Below are 21,637 nucleotides of genomic sequence, written 5' to 3' on the forward strand. Positions count from 1 at the left end.
GGGAGATTATCACCATGCCGAAATATAATTCAGCCGAGTGGGACGAGGTTCGGAAAAAATTCAGCCGCTCCATCATGGCGGATACCTCTTTGGTCAGCCTCGCGCAGAACGTGGACACGAAAGAATGGCCGCACACGGGCGAGGAAGAGAAGCCTTCGAAATACATCGATTTCACTTACGACGAATTGCTGATGATGCCGGAGATCGCGGGTAAGACCGATCGCGTCGATCACCTCATCGAGATTCTCAAGGAGACGCTGGCGTTCGACGATCCGTTCGGCGACATGGTCGCCCAGGTCGAAGACACGGCGTCCAGGGAAAACCCGATCCTGAAAACGCTTGCGCGTCTCAACATTCCCGAAGGCTTTCCGCTGATTCTCGCAAACTTCAGCGAAGGCACGCGCATGGTCTGCACCTCCGAAGGCATTAAAACTATCGGTGAATTTGCCGATCTCGGCCAAAAAATGTCCACCCGAGTCGTGCTCGGCGGGGATTTCCGTAACGCGCTCAACGCGCTCACGCACGGGGACGAAGATGGGATCGCGCAATTCCTGCCTTATCGAAAAGGCTTCACCGGTCTGCACCTCGCTGAGTCGATCGGTTTGGTCGTCGGTGCATTGCCGCGTAGCGAGCAACTCGCACTGGCTCGTTTCTACGGGGCTAAACTCGCCCCGGATGACGCCGCTACCGCCAAACCACTTGGCCGTGAGCAATGCGAGAAACTTGAATCCTCCCTGCGTCCCGCGGTAAATACCGCACTGGATTGGTTTAAAGACGAGAAGGCCGCGCTGGTGCAGTCGGTCGTAAACGGTGGCACATTCGAGCGTTATTTCGTAGTTCTGAACGATCCGGTGCGCGAGGTGATCGCCAGCCGGCTCACGGCGAACGCCTTGAAGGGCACCTACACCATTAAAGGTCAGGAACCCGCCGAGAAAAAAGCCGGATTTTTCGGCCGCTTGTTCGGCAAACGTTAATTTCAGTCATCTCCGTTCGTGGATAATCCTTCAACGCCTCCGGGCAATCCTCCCAAGACCGCTTCGTTCCCGCCTCCGCTCAAAGTGCAAGGCGGCCCTCCGGGAAGCGGGCTTGTCAAATTCCCGCCGAAAGGGCCTGCCGTCGGTGGCTTGAAACCGCTGGTGCTGCCGCGCCGCTTTAATCCGCTTCAGCGGGCGCAAGAAGCGACGCAGGCCACCTCCGCGGTGCGTCGGACCATTGGCGAACTTCGCCAATCTCAGGCGCCATGGGGCGGCAATCAGTCGCCGATGAGCACGGCACAGGTCGACGAGCTCGAAAAAACGCTGCGCTCACTGGAGACGAAAGTAGGCGAACAAGAAATGGCGCTCGCCGATGCGCAAAACAAACTTGCCGACCGTGACCGGGCCCTCGCCGAAGCAGAAGCACTGCTGCAAGCCCGTGAGAAAGTCATTGAGGCCATGCGCATCGACCAAGCGTCGAATCCGCCGGTGGGTGCCGCCGTCGCGGTGAGTTCCGCTGAAGTGGAGGCGCTTAAAAAACTCAAAGAGGAACTCGATCGCCAGGAAGCCTCGCTGAAAGAGCAGCGCGCGGCCATCAAGGAGCGTGAGATTTTCATCGAACAAAGTGAGGCTTCGCTCTTCGAAAAGATGCAAGCCCAGCAGGAAAAAGAGACCGAACTCGAACAAAAATCCGAAGACGTGAAGCGTGCGATGTTGCGCGCTGGCCTGATTAAAGCCGAGCCACTCCCACCGATGGAAAAAGCCTGATGGGAACACTCGGCAATTTCCCCTTTCCAAGTCGCTACTCGCCCCCTATGTCCATGCGTTTTATGACCATTCGTTTGCTTCAATCTGCCGCCTTGTGCTCGCTCCTCGCGGTTCCTTTTGCCGGCTTTGCCCAAAGCCAGACCAGCGCCAACGAAGACGAGCGCCTTGAAGCCCTGATCCGGGAAAGCGAAATGGTTTACGTCCCAAAGAACAGCGTGACGATCGGGTTTCGTGTGCTCAACGCGGGCCCGAAGACGACTTTCGGTAATCTCGGCAGCGTGCCGTTTACGGGCACGGTTGCTCCCGCTTCGGAAGGACGGGTCTCGCGCAGCTATCACAACGGAGCGGTCGGAGCCGACGGATTGCGCCCCGCGGAAACCGTGACCGACTCCAATCCAGCCGTGCAAATCCCGCTCGATGCAAATGGACGCTATCAAACTTACTCAACTGCGACCGAGACAGTTCCTTCGGTGTTAACGGGCGACTTTTTGGGTTATCAGACCGGCCTGAGCCGCAACTGGGCCTACACCACGGATGAGCAGACGACGCTCCGTCCCGGCTATGTTGGATTTAGCAATTACAGCGCGGCGACCACCGGAGGGGGCGCTTATAAAGAACAGGGGCTCACGGCAGGCGTCGAACTCCAGTTCGAACGCATGTTTACGAAGCCCAGTCGCCGGTTTCAATTTGGGTTCGTCGCCGGTGCTTCGTTGAGCGGCATCAATAACAAAACCAGTGGCAGCGTGCTGGCCTTGCTGAGTCGCGACACGGATTTCTATTCGCTCAACGGCCGTCCGGTGCCCGTCCGCGATGAAACCACGGGGACCTACGATAGCACCACCGATGGAGAAACGATCACCCGCGAGGACGGGACTTCTTATTACGTAGAAGCCACCACGCCGATCAACCAGACCCCGGATGAGACTTTGAGTGTCGAGGATGAAGCGCTCGGCACGACCAACGTGGACGGCAACTGGCAAGTGAAGGGAAACTATTTCCTGCTGCGCCTCGGGCCGCTCGTTCGCGCCCAACTCACTAATCGGATCGGTTTGAGTGCGAGTGCCGGCGCGGCGGGTGCCTACATCGGCACGAAGTTTACGGCCATCGAGTCTTTCAAGATTCCTGGCACCGAGTCAGTTGTTCCGGTTGAAGATTCTAGCCAAATTAGCAAATTCATGAACGGCTACTACGCCGATTTTAACATCGAGTTCTCCGCCAACGAGCGCACCGGCTTCTTCGGTGGTGTGACCGCCCAACAGTTTGGCGATTACGACCAGACCGTCGGTGGACGCACGGCCAAGATCGATTTGGGCAACTCCGTCGGCTTGCGCGGCGGCGTGAGCATCAAGTTCTAAGTCCGTTTCGTTTTTCGATAAACTTAAGCCGGCCTTCGGGTCGGCTTTTTTTGTGCCCACCGCTATCTTTCGCAGCCCCATAACGGGCGGCAGGACTATTTCGAGACGGCCAAATCAGCCAGCACTTCATCTACGCTGCGCAGGGCTTCAGCGGGGAAAAATGAATTAATCCGCGCGATCACCTGCTGCACGAGTCCGTCCGGACACGAGGCTCCGCCGGTGATCAAAACCCGTTTCGGCGCCGTATCCGCCGGCCACAGCGGGTGCACTTCGATGTGACCTTTGTGCTCACCGCTCGCCGGGAAAACGAAGTGCTCGATCTCGCAGCGCGAACGGATGTTCGCCTCGGATTGGATAAAGAACGCCCGATTGCCGAGCTTCTGTTCGCACACGCGGTAGAGCTGGTAGGTGTTGGAGCTGTTTTTTCCGCCAATGATGAACGCAGCGTCGAGCGGCTCTGAGAGGGCTTTTTGCAATGCGTCCTGATTCACTTGGGTCGCGTAGCAAAGCGTATCTTTTTTCCCGGCGCCGCCGACGTGTTGAATGCCTTCCACTTCACCGTATTTTGCGACGAAGAGTGACTTGAAGTAATCGATGATCGAGGCCGTCTCGTTCATCAGTAACGTGGTCTGATTCACGACAGCGATGCGATTGAGGTGCTTCGCCGGATCGAATTCGGGCGTATGCAGGCCGGCAAATTTCTCGAGAATGGCCGCGCGTTTCGCTTCGGTCGGAACAGCGATGTAGTCGCCGAGCAACTTCGCCTCCGTGAGATTGCGAATGATGATCGATGGTGCGTAGCGCCGCGTATTCGAGAAGGTGGCTTTGGTTTCTTCGTGCTCGCTCTTGCCGTGGATGACGACGGTGTAGCCTTCGCGACCAAAGACGCGCGCGGCCTTCCACACCTTTTCCACGAGCATGCAGGTGGCGTCGTATTGCGCCACACGGATGCCTTTTTTAACGAGGCGTTTCTTGTCCTCATCGGTGGCTCCGAATGCGGGAATGATGACGACGTCGTCGCTGGTGAGTTGATCCCACAAAAGCGACTCGGTGTTTCCGTCCTCGGCTTTTTTTCCAGTGACGGTGAAGGCCACGCCTTTTTCACTCTGCAAATAACGCAGCCCGCGGCGCAGCAGATCTTCGTTCACGAAAGGATTGTGAATCAGTTCGCTGAGCATGAACACGCGCTTACCGGGATTTTCAGCAATGGATTCGTAAGCACGTTCGATGGCGTTTTTGACGCCGAGACAAAATCCGAAATGACTGGGAATGACGTAGTGCACGGCGCCGAAATCCAGGATCGACGGTTTGGAAGCCGAGCGCTCGTTGGTTCGCGCGAGTGCTTTGATCGCCTCGCACAGCTTGCTTTGATAAAGCGCGCGCGCGGAGTCGTCCTGCTGGTAGATGCTGCGGTTGCGGTCGCGCTCGACGCGGAATTTGTAGATGTAGTCGTTCTCGCCAAGATGAAGGTAAGGGATCTCGATCAGATAGGGCTCAAGCTCGTCGAGAATGGCCGCAAGCACCGGATCGAGTTGCGCGCGCATGGTTTGCAGCGCTTCCAGTGAGTGAAATTCGAGTCCGCCAGCGGGAGCGCCACCTCTAACTTGGCTAAAGCTGACGTGGTAAGTTGCGCCATCACTCGTCGTGGAGAAATACTCTGCCGGTGTAGTGTGCTCCGGGAAAATGGTGGCCAATTCGCTCGAGACCGCCACGTCGTCGCTGCCCACGAATGCGTGGTCCACGCGATCGCCTCGGCGCCGCACCGCAAGTTGATTGCTCGGGTTGAACGCGAGGAGAACGTAAAGAGAAGCTTCAGTGGCCACGGACACGCCACCAACGAATCACAACCACTGAAAGCGTCAACTTTGCCGTAGCGGGAGGCTCGCAGAGCGGCACAGCGCATTGAGGGCAATGCACTCCCTCTCAAGCAACAGCACTCACGCTTTTCCGCCGAAAGTCACGTGGTCATCCATGTCGAGCCGGTCGAAAAGAGTGCGAATATCTTCCCGGGTCGGGCAGTTAGCTTCGATTTCCTTGGCGAATGTCGTGTGACGCTTGGCATCGCCCGGCGGCAAGGTCTCCAGCCAGTGCGTCCACGCGGCGATTTCCCATGTTTGGCGTTTTGGCTGCGCGTTGGCCGTGACCCAGTCCAGAATCTGAGTGTCACTCTGACAGGTTTTAGCGGCTTCGAGAAACTGCTCGCCCGTGATGCCGAGGAAAGAGAACAACCGTTGATCAAGCGGGTTGTTATATTTGTAGAGCCCGGTTTTGCCGGCGAGTTGAGCGCGGGCTTTATCGAAGATGCGTGGGAGCACCACATATCCGCCCAAGCGAAAACGCGGGCTGCGTGGCGGGTGCTGAGTGAGATCGGGCGTGGAGTAAGAGATCATGCGGCGATGCTGGAAGAGTTGGCGGCCATAGCAAACCCGCACCGAACCGCTGCGTCACGGCCGCGTGAAATTTCCAGCAGTTAACGGCTTAAAATGAACTCTCCCGCCACTTGGACGACTCCATTTACCATCACTTCCAAACGATGTGTGCCGGGATGATGTTTGCGCGTGCTGAGTTCCTGCAGGCGGTGGCGCTTCGAGAGCGGTAACGACTCGCCGGTCGCGAGGGTGATTTCCTTTAACTTGAAAACCTTGGGGGAAGTCTCGCCGGCTTTCTTCATGTAGTGCACTACGTAATCGATCACCAAGCGCTGGGCGACTTTGGCTTTGGAGGTGAGCTCGAACGAGAAATTAATCTCGCCACCAATTTTCACGCGCGCAGGTGTCAGTTTGAATTGCTCAACAGCGACCTTGGCTCCGGCGGTTGCGCCGATCATCGCTAGCGCGCGCGGATCGCCGCGTTTGATGAGCGTGCGGAGCGCGCGTTTGATGATCCATGCGGTGTGGGGGTGGCTGGCATCCCACGTCGCAAGGCGCTTGAACAACCACTCGGGATGCTGGTGGGAAATGTCGTTCAGGTGATTCGCGACCGATTTGCGCACGTAGAGGCTCTCGTCGGTTTTTAGCGCGTCGAGAATGGGCCACGCGATCAGCGGATCCGCTTGGAGCGCGGCGAGACGAAACGACCACGGCAGGCGAGGGCGGGTGCCTTCGCTCGCGAGGCGGCGCAGGTGTTCGTTCTCGTGACGCGACCATTTCGTCATCACCGCGAGCGTTTTGGGGTGATCGCGTTTGATGAATTCGCGGATCGCAAACTCGGCTGAACCCAGCTGCGTGTAGCGGCCCAGCGCAGCCATCGAGAGTTCAAAATGATCGTGACCGTAAACGCTCACGAAATCGCACAGCGTGATGCTCACGAATCCATGGCCGATGCGCGGGCCGACTTTGTCGAGAATCGTGATCGCAGCCGGGTAGTCGGCAGGCAACGTGGCACGCATCGCTTCGGTCATGCGACGCATCCGCTGGATGAGCGTCAACTCGGCGAGCCCGTCGAGCGCGAGTGCGAGGAATTTTTTCTGGTCGAACTGCGGATATTCGTCCGCGAGCAGTTTCGCCATCGCGCGGAAACGGGCGGCGTTGAACATCTCTTTAAGTTCGGCGTATTCGGCGACGTCGGCGGGCATGGGAGCGAGGGCGGAGAGAAGTTGTATTGAGGTAGGGGCCGTTATCCCTAACGGCCCTTGGCTTTCGAGCGTCGTAAGGGCGGTTAAGGATAACCGCCCCTACCGGCCCGCCCGGAGGTCGGGCCCTACCGTTGCGCGTGAGCGCGCAACCGACCTTAGAGTTTAAGCGCGTTCGCGAGATTAGTGGCGTCTTTGCCGCCGCCCATCGCGAAGTCGGGTTTGCCGCCGCCTTTGCCGCCGAGTTTCACGGCGAGTTCACCGACGAGCTTGCCGGCTTGGAAGCCGGCTTTGTTCGCGGCGGGCGAGCAATAGACGACGAGGCTCGGCTTGTCGTTGAAGAGCGCGCCGATTTGCACAACGCCTTCGCCGAGCTTGCCAAGGATCTGGCTGCCGAGCGAACGCAGTGCGTCGGGATTGTCGGCGGTGACGACGGCTGACACCCATTTCACGCCGCCTTTCTCGACCGCGGTGGCGGCGAGTTCGGTGGCGAGGGCAGCGGAAGCTTTTTGTTCGTAGGCTTTGAGTTTCTTCTCGAGCTCTTTTTGGTGCGCGAGCACGGACTCGAGTTTTTTGTTCACGTCGAGCGGGCCGGCGGACAAATGCGCTCCGACGGCGGCGAGCGCTTGTTCGCGCGCGAGGGAGAATTCGTAGGCCGCGTTGCCGGCGACGGCTTCGATGCGGCGGGTGCCGGCGGCGATGGCCATTTCGGCGACAATCTTGATCGAGCCGATTTCGCCGGTGGTGGAGACGTGCGTGCCGCCGCAGAGTTCGCGGCTGTAGCCGCCGATGTCGACGACGCGGACGAACTTGCCGTATTTGTCGCCGAAGAACGCGAGCGTGCCTTCCGGTTTTTTGTCGAACTCGGTTTCGTAGACTTCGACCTTGGCGTTATCGATGACCTTCTCGTTGACGAGCTGCTCGACCTCGCGGAGTTGCGCGGACGTGGCGGCTTCGAAATGGGAGAAGTCGAAACGCATGCGGTCGGCGGTCTTCGACGTGCCGGCTTGGCGGACGTGCGTGCCGAGCACTTTGCGCAGCGCCCAGTGAATCAAGTGCGCGGCCGAGTGGTGACGATTGATCGCGCGACGCGTGACGACGTCGACGGCGAGTTCTGCCGTGGTGCCGATTTCTTTCGTGAACGAGGAGCCGGCCGCGAGTTTGTGCAGGTGGCGGCCCGATTTGTCCTTCACGCAATCGGTGATATAAAAGAGTTCGCCGCCGACGAGCGCGGTGCCGGTGTCGCCCGTCTGTCCGCCCATTTCCGCGTAGAACGGTGTCTGGTCGAACACGAGGAACGTGTCTTTGTCCGCCGTGATGACGTCGGTGAGTTTGCCGTGCGCGTGCGTCTCGGTGTAACCAAGGAATTTCGTAGGCTCGAGCGCTGCGGCGTCGCCTTCGGTTGCCGCGACAACGATTTCTTTTTTGTGCGCCGCACGACCGCGTTCGCGTTGCTTTTCCATCTCCGCCTCGAAACCCGCTGCATCGACGGTGAGTCCACGCTCGGTCGCGAGGAGTTGCGTCATGTCGAGTGGGAAGCCGTAGGTGTCGTAGAGCTCGAACGCGAGAGTTCCGGGAACGTATCCTGGAGCTTCTGAACTGTGAATCTCGATGTGTCTCGTGAGATCTCGAGCAAAGCTGTTGATTTCGTTTCGATTCATTTTCGAGGTTTTAAGGACAATCGAAAATACATCTTCAAATGCTACAGCTTTGGTTTCGATCAGCTCTTGAATGCCTTCATTGGTGATTTTGTGACCATTGATCATGCCACCCGATTCAGGTGAAAAGATAGTGCGTCGGGCCAGAAGGCGCGACTCTAGGAGTTCACGTGATTTTGCTGAATCAACAGCTCTGTTTGAAAAGATCTGCAGGCCCTTCTCCAACGTCCGACCGAACGATTCTTCTTCGCTGCGGATGACGCGTTGGATCATCGACTGTTGTTGTTTCAGCTCGGGGAAAACGGTGCCGAGGGACTCAACGACGGGGGCGACGAGTTGTTCGAAGAAGCCGGTTTGGAGGCCGAGCTTTTTGCCGTAGAGAATGCCGCGGCGGAGGATGCGGCGGATGACGTAATTGCGGCCGTCGTTGCCGGGGAGAATGCCGTCGGCGATGGCGCAGGAAATCGTGCGCGCGTGGTCGGCGAGGACGCGGAACGCGATGTCGGTTTGATATTGTTCGCTGAGCCCTTCGCGCGTGGTGGGAACAGTGCGCGTATAGGTTTTGCCGGAGAGCGCGGTGATTTTGGCGAAGAGCGGCGCGAAGACGTCGGCTTCGTAGTTGGACGGCTCGGCGGAGAAATCCTTAAAGCCTTTCGTCGTCGCGTAGATGCCGGCGACGCGCTCGAAGCCCATGCCGGTGTCGACGTGTTTCGCGGCGAGCGGCGAAAAGGTGCCGTCGGCGTTCGCGTTGAATTGGATGAAGACGTGGTTCCAGATTTCGATGCAGCGCGGGCTGGAGGAGTTCACGCCTTTGCGGCCTTCAACTTCGTCGTCGGAGGGGAGCAAGTTGAAATGGATTTCGGAGCACGGGCCGCAGGGGCCGGTGTCGCCCATCATCCAGAAATTATCCTTCTTGTTGCCGTGGACGATGTGGATGGCGGGATCGAGGCCTTCCTTTGTGAAAATCTCGGCCCAGATGTCGTAGGCTTCCTGGTCGAATTCGGACGGGTCGTTCTTGGATTTGTCGGGCGAGTAAACGGTCGCGTAGAGGCGTTTCGCGGGAATGCCCCAGACTTTCGTGATCAGTTCCCAGCCCCAGTTGAGCGATTCTTTTTTGAAGTAGTCGCCGAAGGACCAGTTGCCCAACATTTCGAAGAGCGTGTGGTGATAGGTGTCGAAACCGACATCCTCGAGATCGTTGTGTTTACCGCCGGCACGAATGCACTTTTGCGTGTCGGCGGCGCGGGTGTCCTTGGCAGGTTTGACGCCGGCCCATTTCGAGACGTCGGCGGCGCGGTCGCCGAGGAAGATCGGCACGAATTGATTCATGCCCGCGTTCGTGAAGAGGAGTCCGGGCGAGTCGGGCAGCAGGGACGACGATGGGACGATCGTGTGGCCTTGCTTGGCAAAAAAATCGAGGAAGGACTGGCGGATTTCGGCGGAAGTCATGTCAGAAATTGGAAGGAAAGAAGACAGACCACGCGGCGCGGGTTGGCAAGAGCAGGAATTTACGTTTGCGGACGGGAAAAGGCGGGCGCATGTAGTGGGCGCGTGAAAATCCATGTGCTGCCGTCGGGCCCCATTCAAACGATCGGTTACTTGCTGACTGACGCCCAGTTGGGTGAAGCGGTGTTGATCGACGGGCCGGGGGATATCGTGAAGCGGATCCAGCCGATTCTTGCGAAAGAAGGCGTGAAATTAACCGAGCACTGGATCACGCACGGGCATTGGGATCACATGCAGGATTCGGCGAAAGTGAAACGCGAGTTCGGGGCTCGTGTCATTGCGCACAAGGCCGACTGTGCGATGCTCGAAACGCCTGAAATAATGGAGGCTCGCATGGGTCGAAGCATGGGGCTCGAGCCGGTGGCCGTAGACGCGTGGGTGGAACAGGGCGACGTGTTGAAAGCACTCGGGCGCGAGTTCGAAGTGCGGCACGTGCCGGGACATTGTCCGGGAAATATTTTATTTTATCAGGCCGAAGGCAAAGTCGCGTTCGTGGGCGATGCTTTGTTCAACCGCGGCGTCGGGCGCTGGGATTTCCCGGGTGGGAATTTCAACGAGCTGGCGAACTCCATTCGCACGCAGATCTACACGCTGCCGGATGAGACGATCGTGTTTCCAGGACACGGCGAGCGCACGACGGTGGGTGAAGAGAAGGCCGAGAATCCCTACGTGGCGGCTAACGATTAATTCCGATGAGCGATGTGGCACACGAGCAGTTCATGCGCCGCGCAATTGCGCAGGCGCGGAGCGTGTGGGGCACAACCCATCCGAATCCGATGGTGGGCGCGGTGATCGTCGAGCACGGCGAAATTGTTGCCGAGGGCGCGACATCGCCGGTGGGTGGGCCGCATGCGGAAATCAATGCATTGCGCACGCTCGGGCGGAAACCGAAATTAGGTGCGACGCTGTATGTGACGCTTGAACCGTGTTGCACGCACGGACGCACGCCGCCGTGCACGGATGCGATTATCGCGGCAGGAATTTCACGCGTGGTGGTCGGTGCGACCGATCCAAATCCGTTGCACGTGGGCCATGGCTATGAACTGTTGGCAGCGGCGGGGATCGAAGTGATTTCTGGGGTGCTCGCGGACGAGTGCGCGGATCTGAATTTAATTTTTAATCACTGGATCACGACGAAACGTCCGCTGTTCGCGGCGAAATCAGGCGTGACGCTCGACGGAAAAGTCGCGACGCGCACGGGCGATTCAAAGTGGATCACGGGAGAAAAAGCGCGCGCGGACGCGCATCATTGGCGACGCTTATTTCCGGCGATCGCAGTCGGTGCGGGCACGGTGCATGCGGATAATCCACGACTCACCGCACGCGTCGATGGCGTAGAGTGGTGTCCGATTCGCTTCGTGTTCGATGGGCTGTTGCGCACGGTGAACGACAAAACGTTGCCCGGCGTTTACACGGACGAATTTCACACACGCACCATCGTGGTCACGACGCAGCATGGCGGTCTGGGCTACGTGAAAAAACTAAATTCGATGGGCGTGCAGACCTGGGTGCTGCCGGCGGAATCGCCCAAAGTAAGCTTCGCGGATTTTCGGGCGCGATGCGTGAAGGAAGGGATTGGCGGGGTGTTTTTTGAGGGCGGCGCACAGTTGCTCAGCGAACTCTTGCAGGCGCGCGAACTGGATTATCTGTTTACTTATCACGCGCCGGTTTTGTTCGCTGACGACAAGAGCAAGAGCGTGCTGCGCGGGTTGCGCACGGAGTCGCTGGAGAACGCAATTCGACTGACCAGCGTGAAACACGAGATTTGCGGTGACGATATGTTGATGCGCGGCTTTGTGAAATATCCGGAGAAGATGTTTATCGATGAGGCAACCTTTGCGCGGAAACTTTATGGCGAGTGAGATTCGACTGATTCATCTGGCGACGGGCAACGCGCACAAGGTGCAGGAAATGCAGCGACTCGCGAACGAGTCGGGCCTCGCGCTGGAAATTGTCGTGGCGAAAAAAATGCCGCCAGTTGAAGAAGACACAGGAACGTTTATCGGCAATGCGCGGAAGAAAGCGCTCGCGCTGAAAGCAACTCTGCCGGCCGATGCGTGGGTGTTGGCCGACGACAGCGGCGTGTGCGTTGAAGCGCTGGGTGGCGAGCCCGGGGTGGAGTCGGCTTATTACGCGGGACCGCAAGGTGACTCGGCGGCGAATTTAAGAAAGCTCACGGACGTGATGCGAGGTGTGCCGGCGGAAAAGCGCGCGGCCTATTTTTTCTGTGTGCTAGTGCTCATCGGGCCTGATGGCGCGGAGCATGGGTTCGAGGGACGCTGCAACGGAGTGCTCGCGCCCGAGCCGCGGGGCGGCGCCGGTTTCGGCTATGATCCGCTTTTTATTCCGGATGGTTTCGCGCACACTTACGCGCAACTGAGCGAGCTGGATAAAAATAAAATCAGCCACCGCGGCCGCGCGTTTGCTGGGATGGCGGCGTGGCTTAAAGCGAGCGCGCTCGCTTAGTTTTCCGAAAGCGCGTTGATGGTGGTCTTGATTTGCTCGTATTCCGAGGCGGTGAGACTGCGGTAGCTCATGCGGCGCGCGCCGAGCACGATCGGCTCAAGCGGCACGTCATGGTTGGCGTTGCGCAGATTTTCGTGCAGGCCCCAGTTGCGAATCGCGCCTTGATACCAGCGGATGCCCCACGGTTCAGTGGCCACCTGACTTTCGAACATGGCCACCAGCGAACCGCGAATGTAGAGCGCCACGCTGCCGGCCCAGTTTTCGGAGAGACGTGGAAAGTTATGAGCGCCGCCCGAAGTTTGCGCGCCGCCGTAATTGGAGGGCGCGGAAGCGATCGGCGTGGGCACGATACCGGTGAGCAAGCAGGCCGATATTTCCGTTTCGCTCGGTGCAAATTTCGACGTGCGCGCGTCCGGCCAATTGCTCGAACTGGTTGAAAGCGGCATCGGGCCGGTGCGGTTTTCACCGGAGATGAAAGATGCGGAACGATTGGGCATGAGCGCCGGCCGCAGGCTGTTGTCGATTCCGTCCTGAGTATTGGAGTTGGCCGGATTCGAACTTTGCCAACTGCTCGAATAATTTGCGGAGTCGTCCCGTCGATTGCGGCTCATCGAGTCACTCCAGCCGGAGCTTTGGTAGTAGCGATAGCTTGGGGACGAACCTGACCGAGTGAATTCCGGTTCAGAAAGAATGGTGATCGCGTCGGCCATGATCGACGTGAGCATCTCGCTGCTGCTTTCCGGATAGCGACCGCTGTAGCCTCCGGTTCCTGTCGCAGTCAGAGTGGCGTTGATATTGCCGTCGGCGTTGAAGTGTCCGACGATGTAAGCGGCATCGTTGGTCGCGAGGCTGAAGCCGGTGCGGCCGGGATAAGACGCGACGGGCAGCGACACGATTGAACCGCGTCCATTCCAGAGACGCAGGCCGGAATCCACGCGGTCGCGCACGGCGCTGTTGTTGGTGCCTGTCGCCGTTAACATCTCCGCGCCAGTGGAATGAATATAGACCGTGACGCCATCGAACCACGGACAGGCGGAGCCGCTCACAAAATTTCCGAGTAAGGCGGGATTGCCGGTGTCCGCGAGGTAGATCTTGAACGGGTCGGGCCCGGGGCCGCCGGCTACTTTTACGCTGACGCTTTTGCCGAGCAACGTGAGTAAATCGGCAACTAGATTCTGCTTTTTGATCGTGAACGTGCGCGTGTGGTCCGGGTAGCCAGAATTCGGTTTGCTGGCTCTGAGCGTGACGACGATGTCCGCCGGCAATAGGGTGGTAAGTAGCGCCAACAACGCCGGGTCGATGGCGGTGATGCTGTAGCGATTTTTGAACTGACCGGTGCCGAAGCTTCCCGTGACCCGACTGAGCGTGATCGGAGTTGAAACCGCTGCCGATACCGTGACGAGTCCGAGCGCGGTGATGTTATTTGTGGTGATGCTCATCGTGTTGACGCTCACGACTGAAAAATTCCAATTCGCCGTATCATCCACTCCATCGACAAAGATCCGCATATCGGTGGTGATTGGACTGGTGGCGCTGATGGCGGGTGCGGCGAAGCCCAACGCATTTGTGGGAATAATGTAGCAGTCGTCAGTCAGCGACGTGACCACGTCATTGGTCGTGAGAGCCGACGCCACCGGAATAATTTGTTGGTCCAAGCTGACTCCACCGGAAGCCATCTGAGTGAATCTGAGTGCGGTCGCATTTGCGCTGATGTTGTGCGTGTAAGAGGACGCGGTGGCGTTGCTGACGAGGCTCCACGTCGCATAGGTGCCGTTGTCGGCTTGAACCGCCGTAGTTTCCTCTAGCACGTAAGGCGTCAGCAGCAGATTGAGCAGGCCCAGGCCCGGTGTTTCCGTGACCACTGAAAATCCAATGCTGGAGGGCGTGCGCGCGCCGTTGTAACCTTTGATAATCGCCGCAGGCGAAAAAGTGTCGGGAAAGTCGAGGTAGTTGGTATTCTTCCCCGTCGATAATCCCAAGCCAACGCTCTCCGGAGTCGCCGCGGCGTTTAAGATATTTTTGCTCCAGTTATCATCGTTGGGGATACCGAGATGATAAATGGCGCTGCTGCTGGTGAAGTTGAAAAGCGTGCGTTCTACCGCGAGCTTGAGCCGGGTCAGATCGAGATCGATCTTGGCAACGGGACGCGGGCGGAACCGGTTGGTAGAGGTGCGATTATAGGGAGCGCCCGTGTTGTTGAAAGAGCGACGGATGTCGTAGAAATACGCTTCGGCAGAATCGGCACTAGTGGTTGAAAAAGCGGGCACGGTCGCGGGTGTTGGGTAACCGGTATCAGGCAAGTCAGCGGAGGCGCCTTGCGGGATGCGGAGCAATTGATTTGAGCCGATTGCGGTATCTACGCGATAAGCGTTGGGCAGGCGGTTTACGGTGTCGTTGTTGGGGCCATAGCTCGGCTGGCCGGGCAAAACCACCTCGGTGAGCGTATGTGAGCCATCGCTCGCGGTGGTGTTGAGCCAGGCGCGGTAGGAACGGGCGCGCATCGACACCGCGTTGCCGTTGGGGAGGAAGCCGGTGCGGGTGGTCGCATCAGGATTGGCGATGATATACAGGCCGGCATTGCGCGAAAATTTAGTGCCGTAAACTGCAGAGACGTCGGTCGCAGAAGGCGGATCGATAATCTGACGGCCATTTTGGCGTCCGGTGGCGGTCGACTCGTCGTAGTCCCCGATGGCCGGCAACACCAGTTTGGTGACGCCGTGCAAGGAGGTGCGAAGGTTGCCGAGATAGGTGCTCGTCGCGAAATTTTTGAACTGCGAAAGCCCGGTCGCATTGGGCGTAGCGGTGGCGTTGCCGCTGCTGGCCGTGTAGAAGTGATCGCGCCAGATTCCTGAACCCGATTTAATCTCGGTGCCGGCATCGACTGATTCCGTTGGCTTGCGAAAATACAATGGGCCGGAGCCCCCGGGGCCATTGTCCACCGAGCCGTCCGCCATGTAAGTTGGCCCGCGGTAAGCGGTGTTGGCAAAAAAACCGCCTGCGGCTGTAACACGTTCAGTAAACCGGATGGTGTTGGAAAATCCTGTTTGGATCCGTGAGATGAAATTTCCGTTAGTGTGCACTGGCCCGCTGATCGTCATGTTGGGGCCGGGGCCGAATTCCAAATCCATGTTATAGAAAATCGCGTATTGGAAAAGGGGAAGAATGGTGACCTCCAAATCCTGCTCAGAGTAGGAATTCACCGACCCGACTGCGGGATGAGTCATCGTTGATTTCGCGATGATCGGAACGGTGCTGGTGCTCACTTGGAGTCCAGCGTTCGGATTACTTTGGTCGGTAAACGGCACCAGCGTCAGCTCCGACGTCTTCGTGATACCCGCGTTAACCTCGACGCCGCTGGCGGAGGAAAATGCGGTCGTTAATACTCTGCTCGGCGGAAGCTTGAGCGCATTCATTCCGGAAAATTTGCGGGATGAAAAACTGCGTAACCGGTAAAGCTTGTTGGTAATTTGTTCCGAACCGTAAATGGCAACGTTTTCCGACATGTTGCGCGCGCGTAGGGTGAGGCGCTGGCGTTCATTGGAACGCCGTTCGCTCATACTGTATTTCAGAATGCTTGCGGAGAGCACGCCGAGCACGACCGTGATCACAATGACGGCACTCAACGCTGAGCCGGTTTGATTGGATAAGGCTCTCATGAAAAGTTAGCGCCGTGGGGAAATGGTGTAGTTGAAGCTGCTCGTGGAGAGAAGATTGTTGGCAGTCGTCCCTTTGATGATCTCGAAATTCAACGAGACGTTTTCGTTGGTCTGACTGATCGTCGGATATTCGCTAGAGAAGATCGGATGGAACGCGGTGCGGGTCGAATTGGAGGGACGCCCCTTCACGCGATCGGAAAGCTGCACAGATCCGCTGATACTGGGCGAACTGTTGAGATTTATCGTATTGAGAAGCGCCGATAAACTGGCCTGCGTGCTCGTGGCGCCGTAATCGCGGCTCTCGTAATAACGCAGCGGCCCGTCACTGTTCGTGTTGGCGACGACTCGATAATAAATACGGAACTGGCGGATCGCCGATGTCACATCGAGCGTGACGCGAGTCACCAGCACTAAACAGTCGCCATGATAGATCTCCACGCCGGAGTTGAGCGTGGTGGTCGTGGTGACGTCGTTGTCCAAGTCGACGGTTCCATCGAGAGACTTGTAACTGGGGAAAATATAAAACTCCGAGGCATCGATCGTTTTTTGAGAAATTTGAGCGATGATGTAGCGAAGACGTCCGTTGGTAACGAGCCGCTGCGAATCCTTATACATCGTGCGCGTCATCGACGTGAGCAGCGACATACTCATGCCCAGCGTGAGCACGACGATGGTCATCGAAACCATGACTTCGGTGATCGTGAACGCTGCGGGAGAGGATCGCGCGATGTGTTTTCGGCTGATCATTGATCGAAGCGGGTTCGCAGAAAGACTTCGCGGTCGCGGATAACGCGTTCCTTTCTCCCGTCCTTGAACGTGTAGGTGTAAACAATGGTGATCATTTTCACCTCCGTCACGTCGTCGTCGGGGAAACTGAGTGGATCGAGTTCATCCACCCAAATCCAGAGGTTCAGCGACAGGTCTTGGGAAACTGCTCCCGCCAGGGTTGAAAGTGAAATGGCGCCGAGGGAATTATCGATGGCCCCTCCCGTTCCCACGGACGATGCCGCTGCCGTGGCGGCTGGGGTAGTGGCCGGCGCTTTCGGTGTGTTGGGCGTGTCGGTGATGCGCGTATATTTCACGCGCAACCAGACCGTCTTATCCTGATTTAAACGCACCCGAATGGTCGGGTAGGGATTATTTTGGCCGGCGGAAAGAGGGTCGTTGGGATCGGGTTCTAAACTTGGTAGCAATTCTGTATATTCGAGCCCCTTGATCTGTTCGATAATTCCATACACGAGACTGGTGGCCGCGGCATGCAGCACACTGCTTTCCGTCACGCGGCGGGACTGCACAAATGATCCCATGAATCCCAGCATGACCAACGCAAACAAGTTGAGGGAAACCATGGCCTCGACCAAAGTGACCCCATGTTCTCCCGTCCGGTGTAGTGACCGACCTCGCTGACCTCCGGTTGGCAGCGCGGGTGAAGCAGAACTCATTCTGCTGCCAAGATACCAAACTTTAGGTGCGCGATGAAATAGGCCTAACTACTCAGAGAGCATTAAAACTCTAAGCGATTCCTCCGCGAATGGTATGAAGCAAACCTACGCGCAGTTACGTAAGTCCGGGAATGACCAGCTCAACTCCGAGTCTGGGCCTTCTCCGAACTGGCAACGTGGATTAAGGAGAACGCTAAAACATATTAGGCTGTAAGCCCGGGTTCACAGCCTAATATGGGCCATCCCTCACGGACTTACTCGCGCGGCAGCGCTTCAATGATCACTTTTTGGGCGTCGTATTGGGCCTTCGAGGTCTCGCGGTAACGTTTGCGATTAGCGTTCAACACGACGGGTTCGAGCGGAACGTCGTGGCCGGCGGTGCGCAGGCCTTCGTGCAAGCCCCAGTAGCGATTCGGGGCGCTGTAAACGCGGAGGTTCCACGGTTCCATCGCGACGCGACTTTCGAAAAGTGCGACCATCGATCCGCGAATGTAGAGGCCATAGGTGTTCCATGGTTCAAGCAGACGCGGGAAGTTGTGCGCGCCACCGGAGTATTGCTGGTTGCCAGTGCCGGAAGGGCTCGGCAGGCCGTCGGTCAGGCCCGTGGGATTATGATTGCTCGGCACCAAGCCCATCAACATGGCGGCGGAAACCTCGGTGTTAACCGGATCGAATTTCACGTCGCGCGTAGTGACTTGGAGTCCGGATGTCGCGATATTGGGCATGTTACGCACAGAGGCCGAGGCGCCGAGGCCTTCATACGAACCGCCCAGTGACGCTGTGCGCCAGTCGGTCGTCCACCCGGAACTTTCCACACGATGGGCGCTGAGTGCATCATTCCACCCGGCAGTTTGCACATAGGTGGAATCGAACGTTGGTTGGGAGAGAATCGTGATAGCGTCGGACATCACGCAGGCGAGTTTTTCGTCGGTCGAATCCGGGAAACGTCCGCTGTAGTTGCTGGCCGTGACATCGGAAACGAGGTTTTTGCCGTCGGCGTTGAAATGTCCGACGATATAGGCCGCGTCGTTCGTTGTGAATGTGAGGCCGGTGCGATTAAGGATCGTTAACGACGGAACTGGCCCGCGAGCGTTCCAGATGCGCACGCCAGAATCCACGCGGTCAGGAACACCGGAAGTTTGAGCGCGACGCTCCGCGTCGACCGAATGGATGTAGACGGTGACGCCATCAAACCAAGGCGAGGGCGAACCGGTGCTGACCAGATCCGATGCTTCGACCGCCACGGGCGTATCGCTCGGATTGGCTTGGGCGAAATACATTTTGAACGGATCGACTGCGGTTCTGATCGACAGGTAATATTGTGTTTGCGACGTCAGCGAAGCGATCTGAGTGACTGCGCTTTGCTTGGTGACAAAGAAATCCTTGGATAGGGTGAGGGTCGTTGAGCCAGGGCCTGGCCGGGTCGCAGTGATTCTGACGTAGCCTTTGGTCGAGGCACCTGCCGGCAGGGCCGTGATCCAAAGGCGATTGTAGCCGTAACCGTTGGTATAAGCTGAGGTCGTGGTTGTCGATCCACTGGTTCGGCCAAATCCGGCGGTCATTCCTGAAAGACTGGAGGTGTCTCGAGTGAAAGTCCAATTAGCGGTATCGTCGACACCTTGAGCGTAGATTCGAAAGTCAGTGTAGGCGTTGCTTAACAGCACACCTCCGCCCGTAGCATTGCTAGGGGCAACGAAGTAGTCGTTGCTCAGCGCCATCTGATAAAGCGGGATAAATTTTTCGCTTAACGGGGAGCCACCTCCACCCGCAGCGTATTCACGAACTCGAATCGCCGTGACTGCTCCCGTGGTGGGAGTGTAGCGGAAAAATCTTTCATCGGCGGCTGAGGTGTAGCGGTTAGTCCACGTTGCGGTCGAATAGCTCGTCGAGCCAGTCACCGCGACGGTCGACTCGGCCACGATGAACCTACGAAGCGGGGCGCCGCTTTCCGTGCTGCCGACCCCGAGTGAGTTGGTGTCGGCAGCATGGATGATAATTTGTTCATCCATGAGGCGTGTAGTGGCGAGGGTTGAGTTTGTGCCTCCTCCGAATGGCAGACTGAGAACGCCGCCGACCAATGCGCTGCCTAGATCCAAAACTCCGGCGACGACGGTGCCCAAGTCATTTGGGGTGGTCGTCGACGGTATTGCTCCTGCTTTGTATAATCTGATGCGTGTGGCGGTCGCATTTGCTGGTGGGGTGTAACTGGACAGGGAAATTGTGGATGCGTCATTGTTTGCAGTGGAAGCATCAGTTACATCAACCCAGGCTTGTGAATCTTTCGGCGAGGCGTCTGTAGTGTAAGCGATACGAATTCTTCCCGCATAGGCGGTGGCGGCACCATTGCCGGTCTGCTGCAGCGCAGTAACCTGAATATCATTTTTCGTTAAAGTAGCTTTTTGTGATACTGGAAAAGAGTCTATGGGATCAGACCATTCGTCGAAATTGCTGCCGACTCCAAGATTGTAGGACGCTGGATTTGCGGTGGCATTAAAAACGGACGATGCCCACGTGTTTGCATGGGGGCGATCGGGAGAATAAATCGAACTTGCGGTGGTGCCAGAGAGGGTGCGGTCGATCATCATCTTGAAGCGCGTCATGTCGAAATCGATCTTGGCGATCGGCCGCGGGGTGTAATTGAACCCCGAGCGATTGTAAGGATAGCCGCGGTTGCCGTTCGCACGGCGAAGGTCGTAGAAATAATTGTCGGTCACCCCGTCGGCGAAGGTTGGGATCGTCGGTGCTAGGGTCGGGTTTGTGGCGCTTGGAACGCCGACGCCGTCGTAGCCGGTGCCGGCTAACTCGGGGCCGCGGCCTTTGCCGATGCGAAGGATTTGGTTCGAACCCACCGACGTGTCTGTGCGGTAGGCATTGGGCGAGGGATTGGCGACCCATTCACCGCTGGCTCCAGAAGCGCTCGCGAAGTAGCTAGGTTGACCGGGCAGAAGCACTTCGCGGTAGTAACGCGTTCCGTCGTTATTGATGGTGTTGAGCCAGGCGCGGTAAGAGCGCGCAGGCAGCGTTACGCTTGCGCCGTCGGGCAATCGACCGTTGCGGGCTTCATCATCGGGATTGGCGATGATGTAGAGGCCGGAGCTGCGGGAAATTTTCGACTCCGCGAGGCCGGGGGTAAGCGAGTCGTCGGTATTGGTCCACGCGCCGCTGATGTAACGTTGGGTGTTCGGCGCATCGATGATCTGGCGTCCGTTGTTGCGATCGTCTTCTGGAGTCGTGGCGAGATTGGTTTCAGAATAGGTGCCGATCGAAGGGAGTTCCAGTTTGGTGACGCCGTGGACGTTGGTGCGCAAATTTCCAAGGTAGGTGGAAGTCGCGAAGGTTTTGAACTGGTTGAGCGTGGTAGTCGTTTCCGTAGTGCCGCCGTAACGGTGATCGCGCCATTTGCTGTCACCGTAAAGGTTCTTGAGGGTCGTCGATCCGACCGGTGTAAAATTCACGGCACCGTCGCCACCGTCACCGGTGCTGCTGGTGCCGTCACGTTTGCGATAGGTGACTTTCATCTGGCCGTTGGCGTAGAGGCCTTGGGCGGCGGTTACGCGATTGCCGAAACTAAGCGTGGCCGTGCCACCGACTTCACCGCGGGCCATCAGGCGGCCATTGGTATGGACCGGGCCACCGATGCTCATGTTTTGACCGGGAAAAAATTCCAGATCCATGTTGTAGAATATGCCGAATTGGAAAAGTGGAATGAGGGCGACTTCCATATCCTGGCGGACATAAGAAGTGTAGCTGCCGGCCGCCCAATTTGTCGCCGTGGCTTTCGAAATGATGGGAACGGTGGTGGTGCCCACTTGGAGGCCGATGTTGGGATTACCCGCGTTCGCCGGTAGTGCTGGATCTACGTATTCGTAGGGCGTCGACGCGGTGATGCCGGCGCGCACTTCCATCGAAGACTGCACGATGGCTTCCGCGGAAACGTAATCGGTTTTTGTGCCATCATCGGGAGGAAGGTGGACCTTATTGCTCCCTTCCATGAAGCCCATTGGTGAAGTGCTGCGCAGGCGGTAGAGCTTGGTGGTGAGTTGCTCGGCGGCGTAGACAGAAATGTTTTCCGACATATTGCGCGCGCGCAGGACGAGACGGTGATGCTCGTTGGCGCGACGTTCGCTCACGCTGTAACTGAGCATGCTGCCGGTCAGCACTGCGAGCACGCCGACGATAATGATGGTCGTGGCGAAGGCCGAACCGCGTTGAGAGCGAAATGGTGAAAGGTTCGATTTCAT

The 21,637-nt window shown here is 57.8% G+C and carries 14 protein-coding genes; 6 read left to right on the plus strand and 8 right to left on the minus strand.

What is annotated here, in order from left to right; genetic code table 11:
• Window positions 1–14 precede the first annotated feature (14 nt).
• From ACRRQW_RS17280 to ACRRQW_RS17290, 3 genes are read left to right on the plus strand one after another with little or no spacing between them, the layout of a single operon-like run.
• Window positions 15–974, plus strand: a complete 960-nt coding sequence (locus ACRRQW_RS17280) for a hypothetical protein (protein WP_438482852.1) — start codon at window positions 15–17, stop codon at window positions 972–974.
• 18 nt (window positions 975–992) lie between these two features.
• Window positions 993–1,742, plus strand: coding sequence for a hypothetical protein (locus ACRRQW_RS17285; protein WP_438482853.1), 750 nt, complete (start codon window positions 993–995; stop codon window positions 1,740–1,742).
• Window positions 1,743–1,789: 47 nt separating this feature from the next.
• Window positions 1,790–3,097: a hypothetical protein gene (locus ACRRQW_RS17290; protein ID WP_438482854.1), complete on the plus strand. Its 1,308-nt coding sequence runs from the start codon at window positions 1,790–1,792 to the stop codon at window positions 3,095–3,097.
• Between the two features lie 95 nt (window positions 3,098–3,192).
• Here the strand turns inward: ACRRQW_RS17290 and ispH are convergent, their stop codons facing one another.
• The 4 genes from ispH to alaS all read right to left on the minus strand — a co-directional run bounded on the left by ispH (window position 3,193) and on the right by alaS (window position 9,775).
• On the minus strand, window positions 3,193–4,920 hold the full coding sequence (ispH, locus tag ACRRQW_RS17295; protein WP_438482855.1) for a 4-hydroxy-3-methylbut-2-enyl diphosphate reductase: 1,728 nt from the start codon (window positions 4,918–4,920) through the stop codon (window positions 3,193–3,195).
• A gap of 114 nt (window positions 4,921–5,034) precedes the next feature.
• Entirely contained in the window at window positions 5,035–5,487 is a 453-nt protein-coding gene (locus ACRRQW_RS17300; RefSeq protein WP_438482856.1) for a DUF5069 domain-containing protein, read from the minus strand.
• Between the two features lie 80 nt (window positions 5,488–5,567).
• Window positions 5,568–6,671 (minus strand): DNA alkylation repair protein, encoded by a 1,104-nt coding sequence (locus ACRRQW_RS17305; protein ID WP_438482857.1) that lies wholly within the window; start codon window positions 6,669–6,671, stop codon window positions 5,568–5,570.
• A gap of 155 nt (window positions 6,672–6,826) precedes the next feature.
• The gene (alaS, locus tag ACRRQW_RS17310; RefSeq protein ID WP_438482858.1) at window positions 6,827–9,775 is read right to left on the minus strand and encodes an alanine--tRNA ligase; all 2,949 of its coding nucleotides are present in this window, start codon (window positions 9,773–9,775) and stop codon (window positions 6,827–6,829) included.
• Window positions 9,776–9,877: 102 nt separating this feature from the next.
• Here alaS and ACRRQW_RS17315 point away from each other — a divergent pair, with 102 nt between their 5' ends.
• The 3 genes from ACRRQW_RS17315 to rdgB are packed head-to-tail and all read left to right on the plus strand — an operon-like array spanning window position 9,878 to window position 12,298.
• The gene (locus ACRRQW_RS17315) at window positions 9,878–10,519 is read left to right on the plus strand and encodes an MBL fold metallo-hydrolase (protein WP_438482859.1); all 642 of its coding nucleotides are present in this window, start codon (window positions 9,878–9,880) and stop codon (window positions 10,517–10,519) included.
• A 5-nt stretch (window positions 10,520–10,524) separates the two neighbouring features.
• Complete coding sequence (gene ribD, locus ACRRQW_RS17320) at window positions 10,525–11,694, plus strand: bifunctional diaminohydroxyphosphoribosylaminopyrimidine deaminase/5-amino-6-(5-phosphoribosylamino)uracil reductase RibD (protein WP_438482860.1); 1,170 nt, start codon at window positions 10,525–10,527, stop codon at window positions 11,692–11,694.
• Entirely contained in the window at window positions 11,684–12,298 is a 615-nt protein-coding gene (gene rdgB / locus ACRRQW_RS17325) for an RdgB/HAM1 family non-canonical purine NTP pyrophosphatase (RefSeq protein WP_438482861.1), read from the plus strand. Before ribD ends, rdgB begins: the two co-directional genes overlap by 11 nt.
• On the opposite strand, the gene ACRRQW_RS17330 is transcribed toward rdgB, so the two are convergent.
• From ACRRQW_RS17330 to ACRRQW_RS17345, 4 genes are all read right to left on the minus strand, one after another.
• A complete protein-coding gene (locus ACRRQW_RS17330; RefSeq protein WP_438482862.1) occupies window positions 12,295–15,954 on the minus strand; it encodes a hypothetical protein in 3,660 nt (1,219 codons plus the stop codon). The genes rdgB and ACRRQW_RS17330 overlap by 4 nt on opposite strands.
• Before the next feature lie 6 nt (window positions 15,955–15,960).
• Window positions 15,961–16,701, minus strand: a complete 741-nt coding sequence (locus ACRRQW_RS17335) for a PulJ/GspJ family protein (protein ID WP_438482863.1) — start codon at window positions 16,699–16,701, stop codon at window positions 15,961–15,963.
• Complete coding sequence (locus ACRRQW_RS17340; RefSeq protein ID WP_438482864.1) at window positions 16,698–17,303, minus strand: type IV pilus modification PilV family protein; 606 nt, start codon at window positions 17,301–17,303, stop codon at window positions 16,698–16,700. Before ACRRQW_RS17340 ends, ACRRQW_RS17335 begins: the two co-directional genes overlap by 4 nt.
• Window positions 17,304–17,650: 347 nt before the next feature.
• A complete protein-coding gene (locus tag ACRRQW_RS17345) occupies window positions 17,651–21,637 on the minus strand; it encodes a hypothetical protein (RefSeq protein WP_438482865.1) in 3,987 nt (1,328 codons plus the stop codon).

The organism is Oleiharenicola lentus, from assembly GCF_051660365.1.
Taxonomy (GTDB): Bacteria; Verrucomicrobiota; Verrucomicrobiia; order Opitutales; family Opitutaceae; genus Lacunisphaera; species Lacunisphaera lenta_A.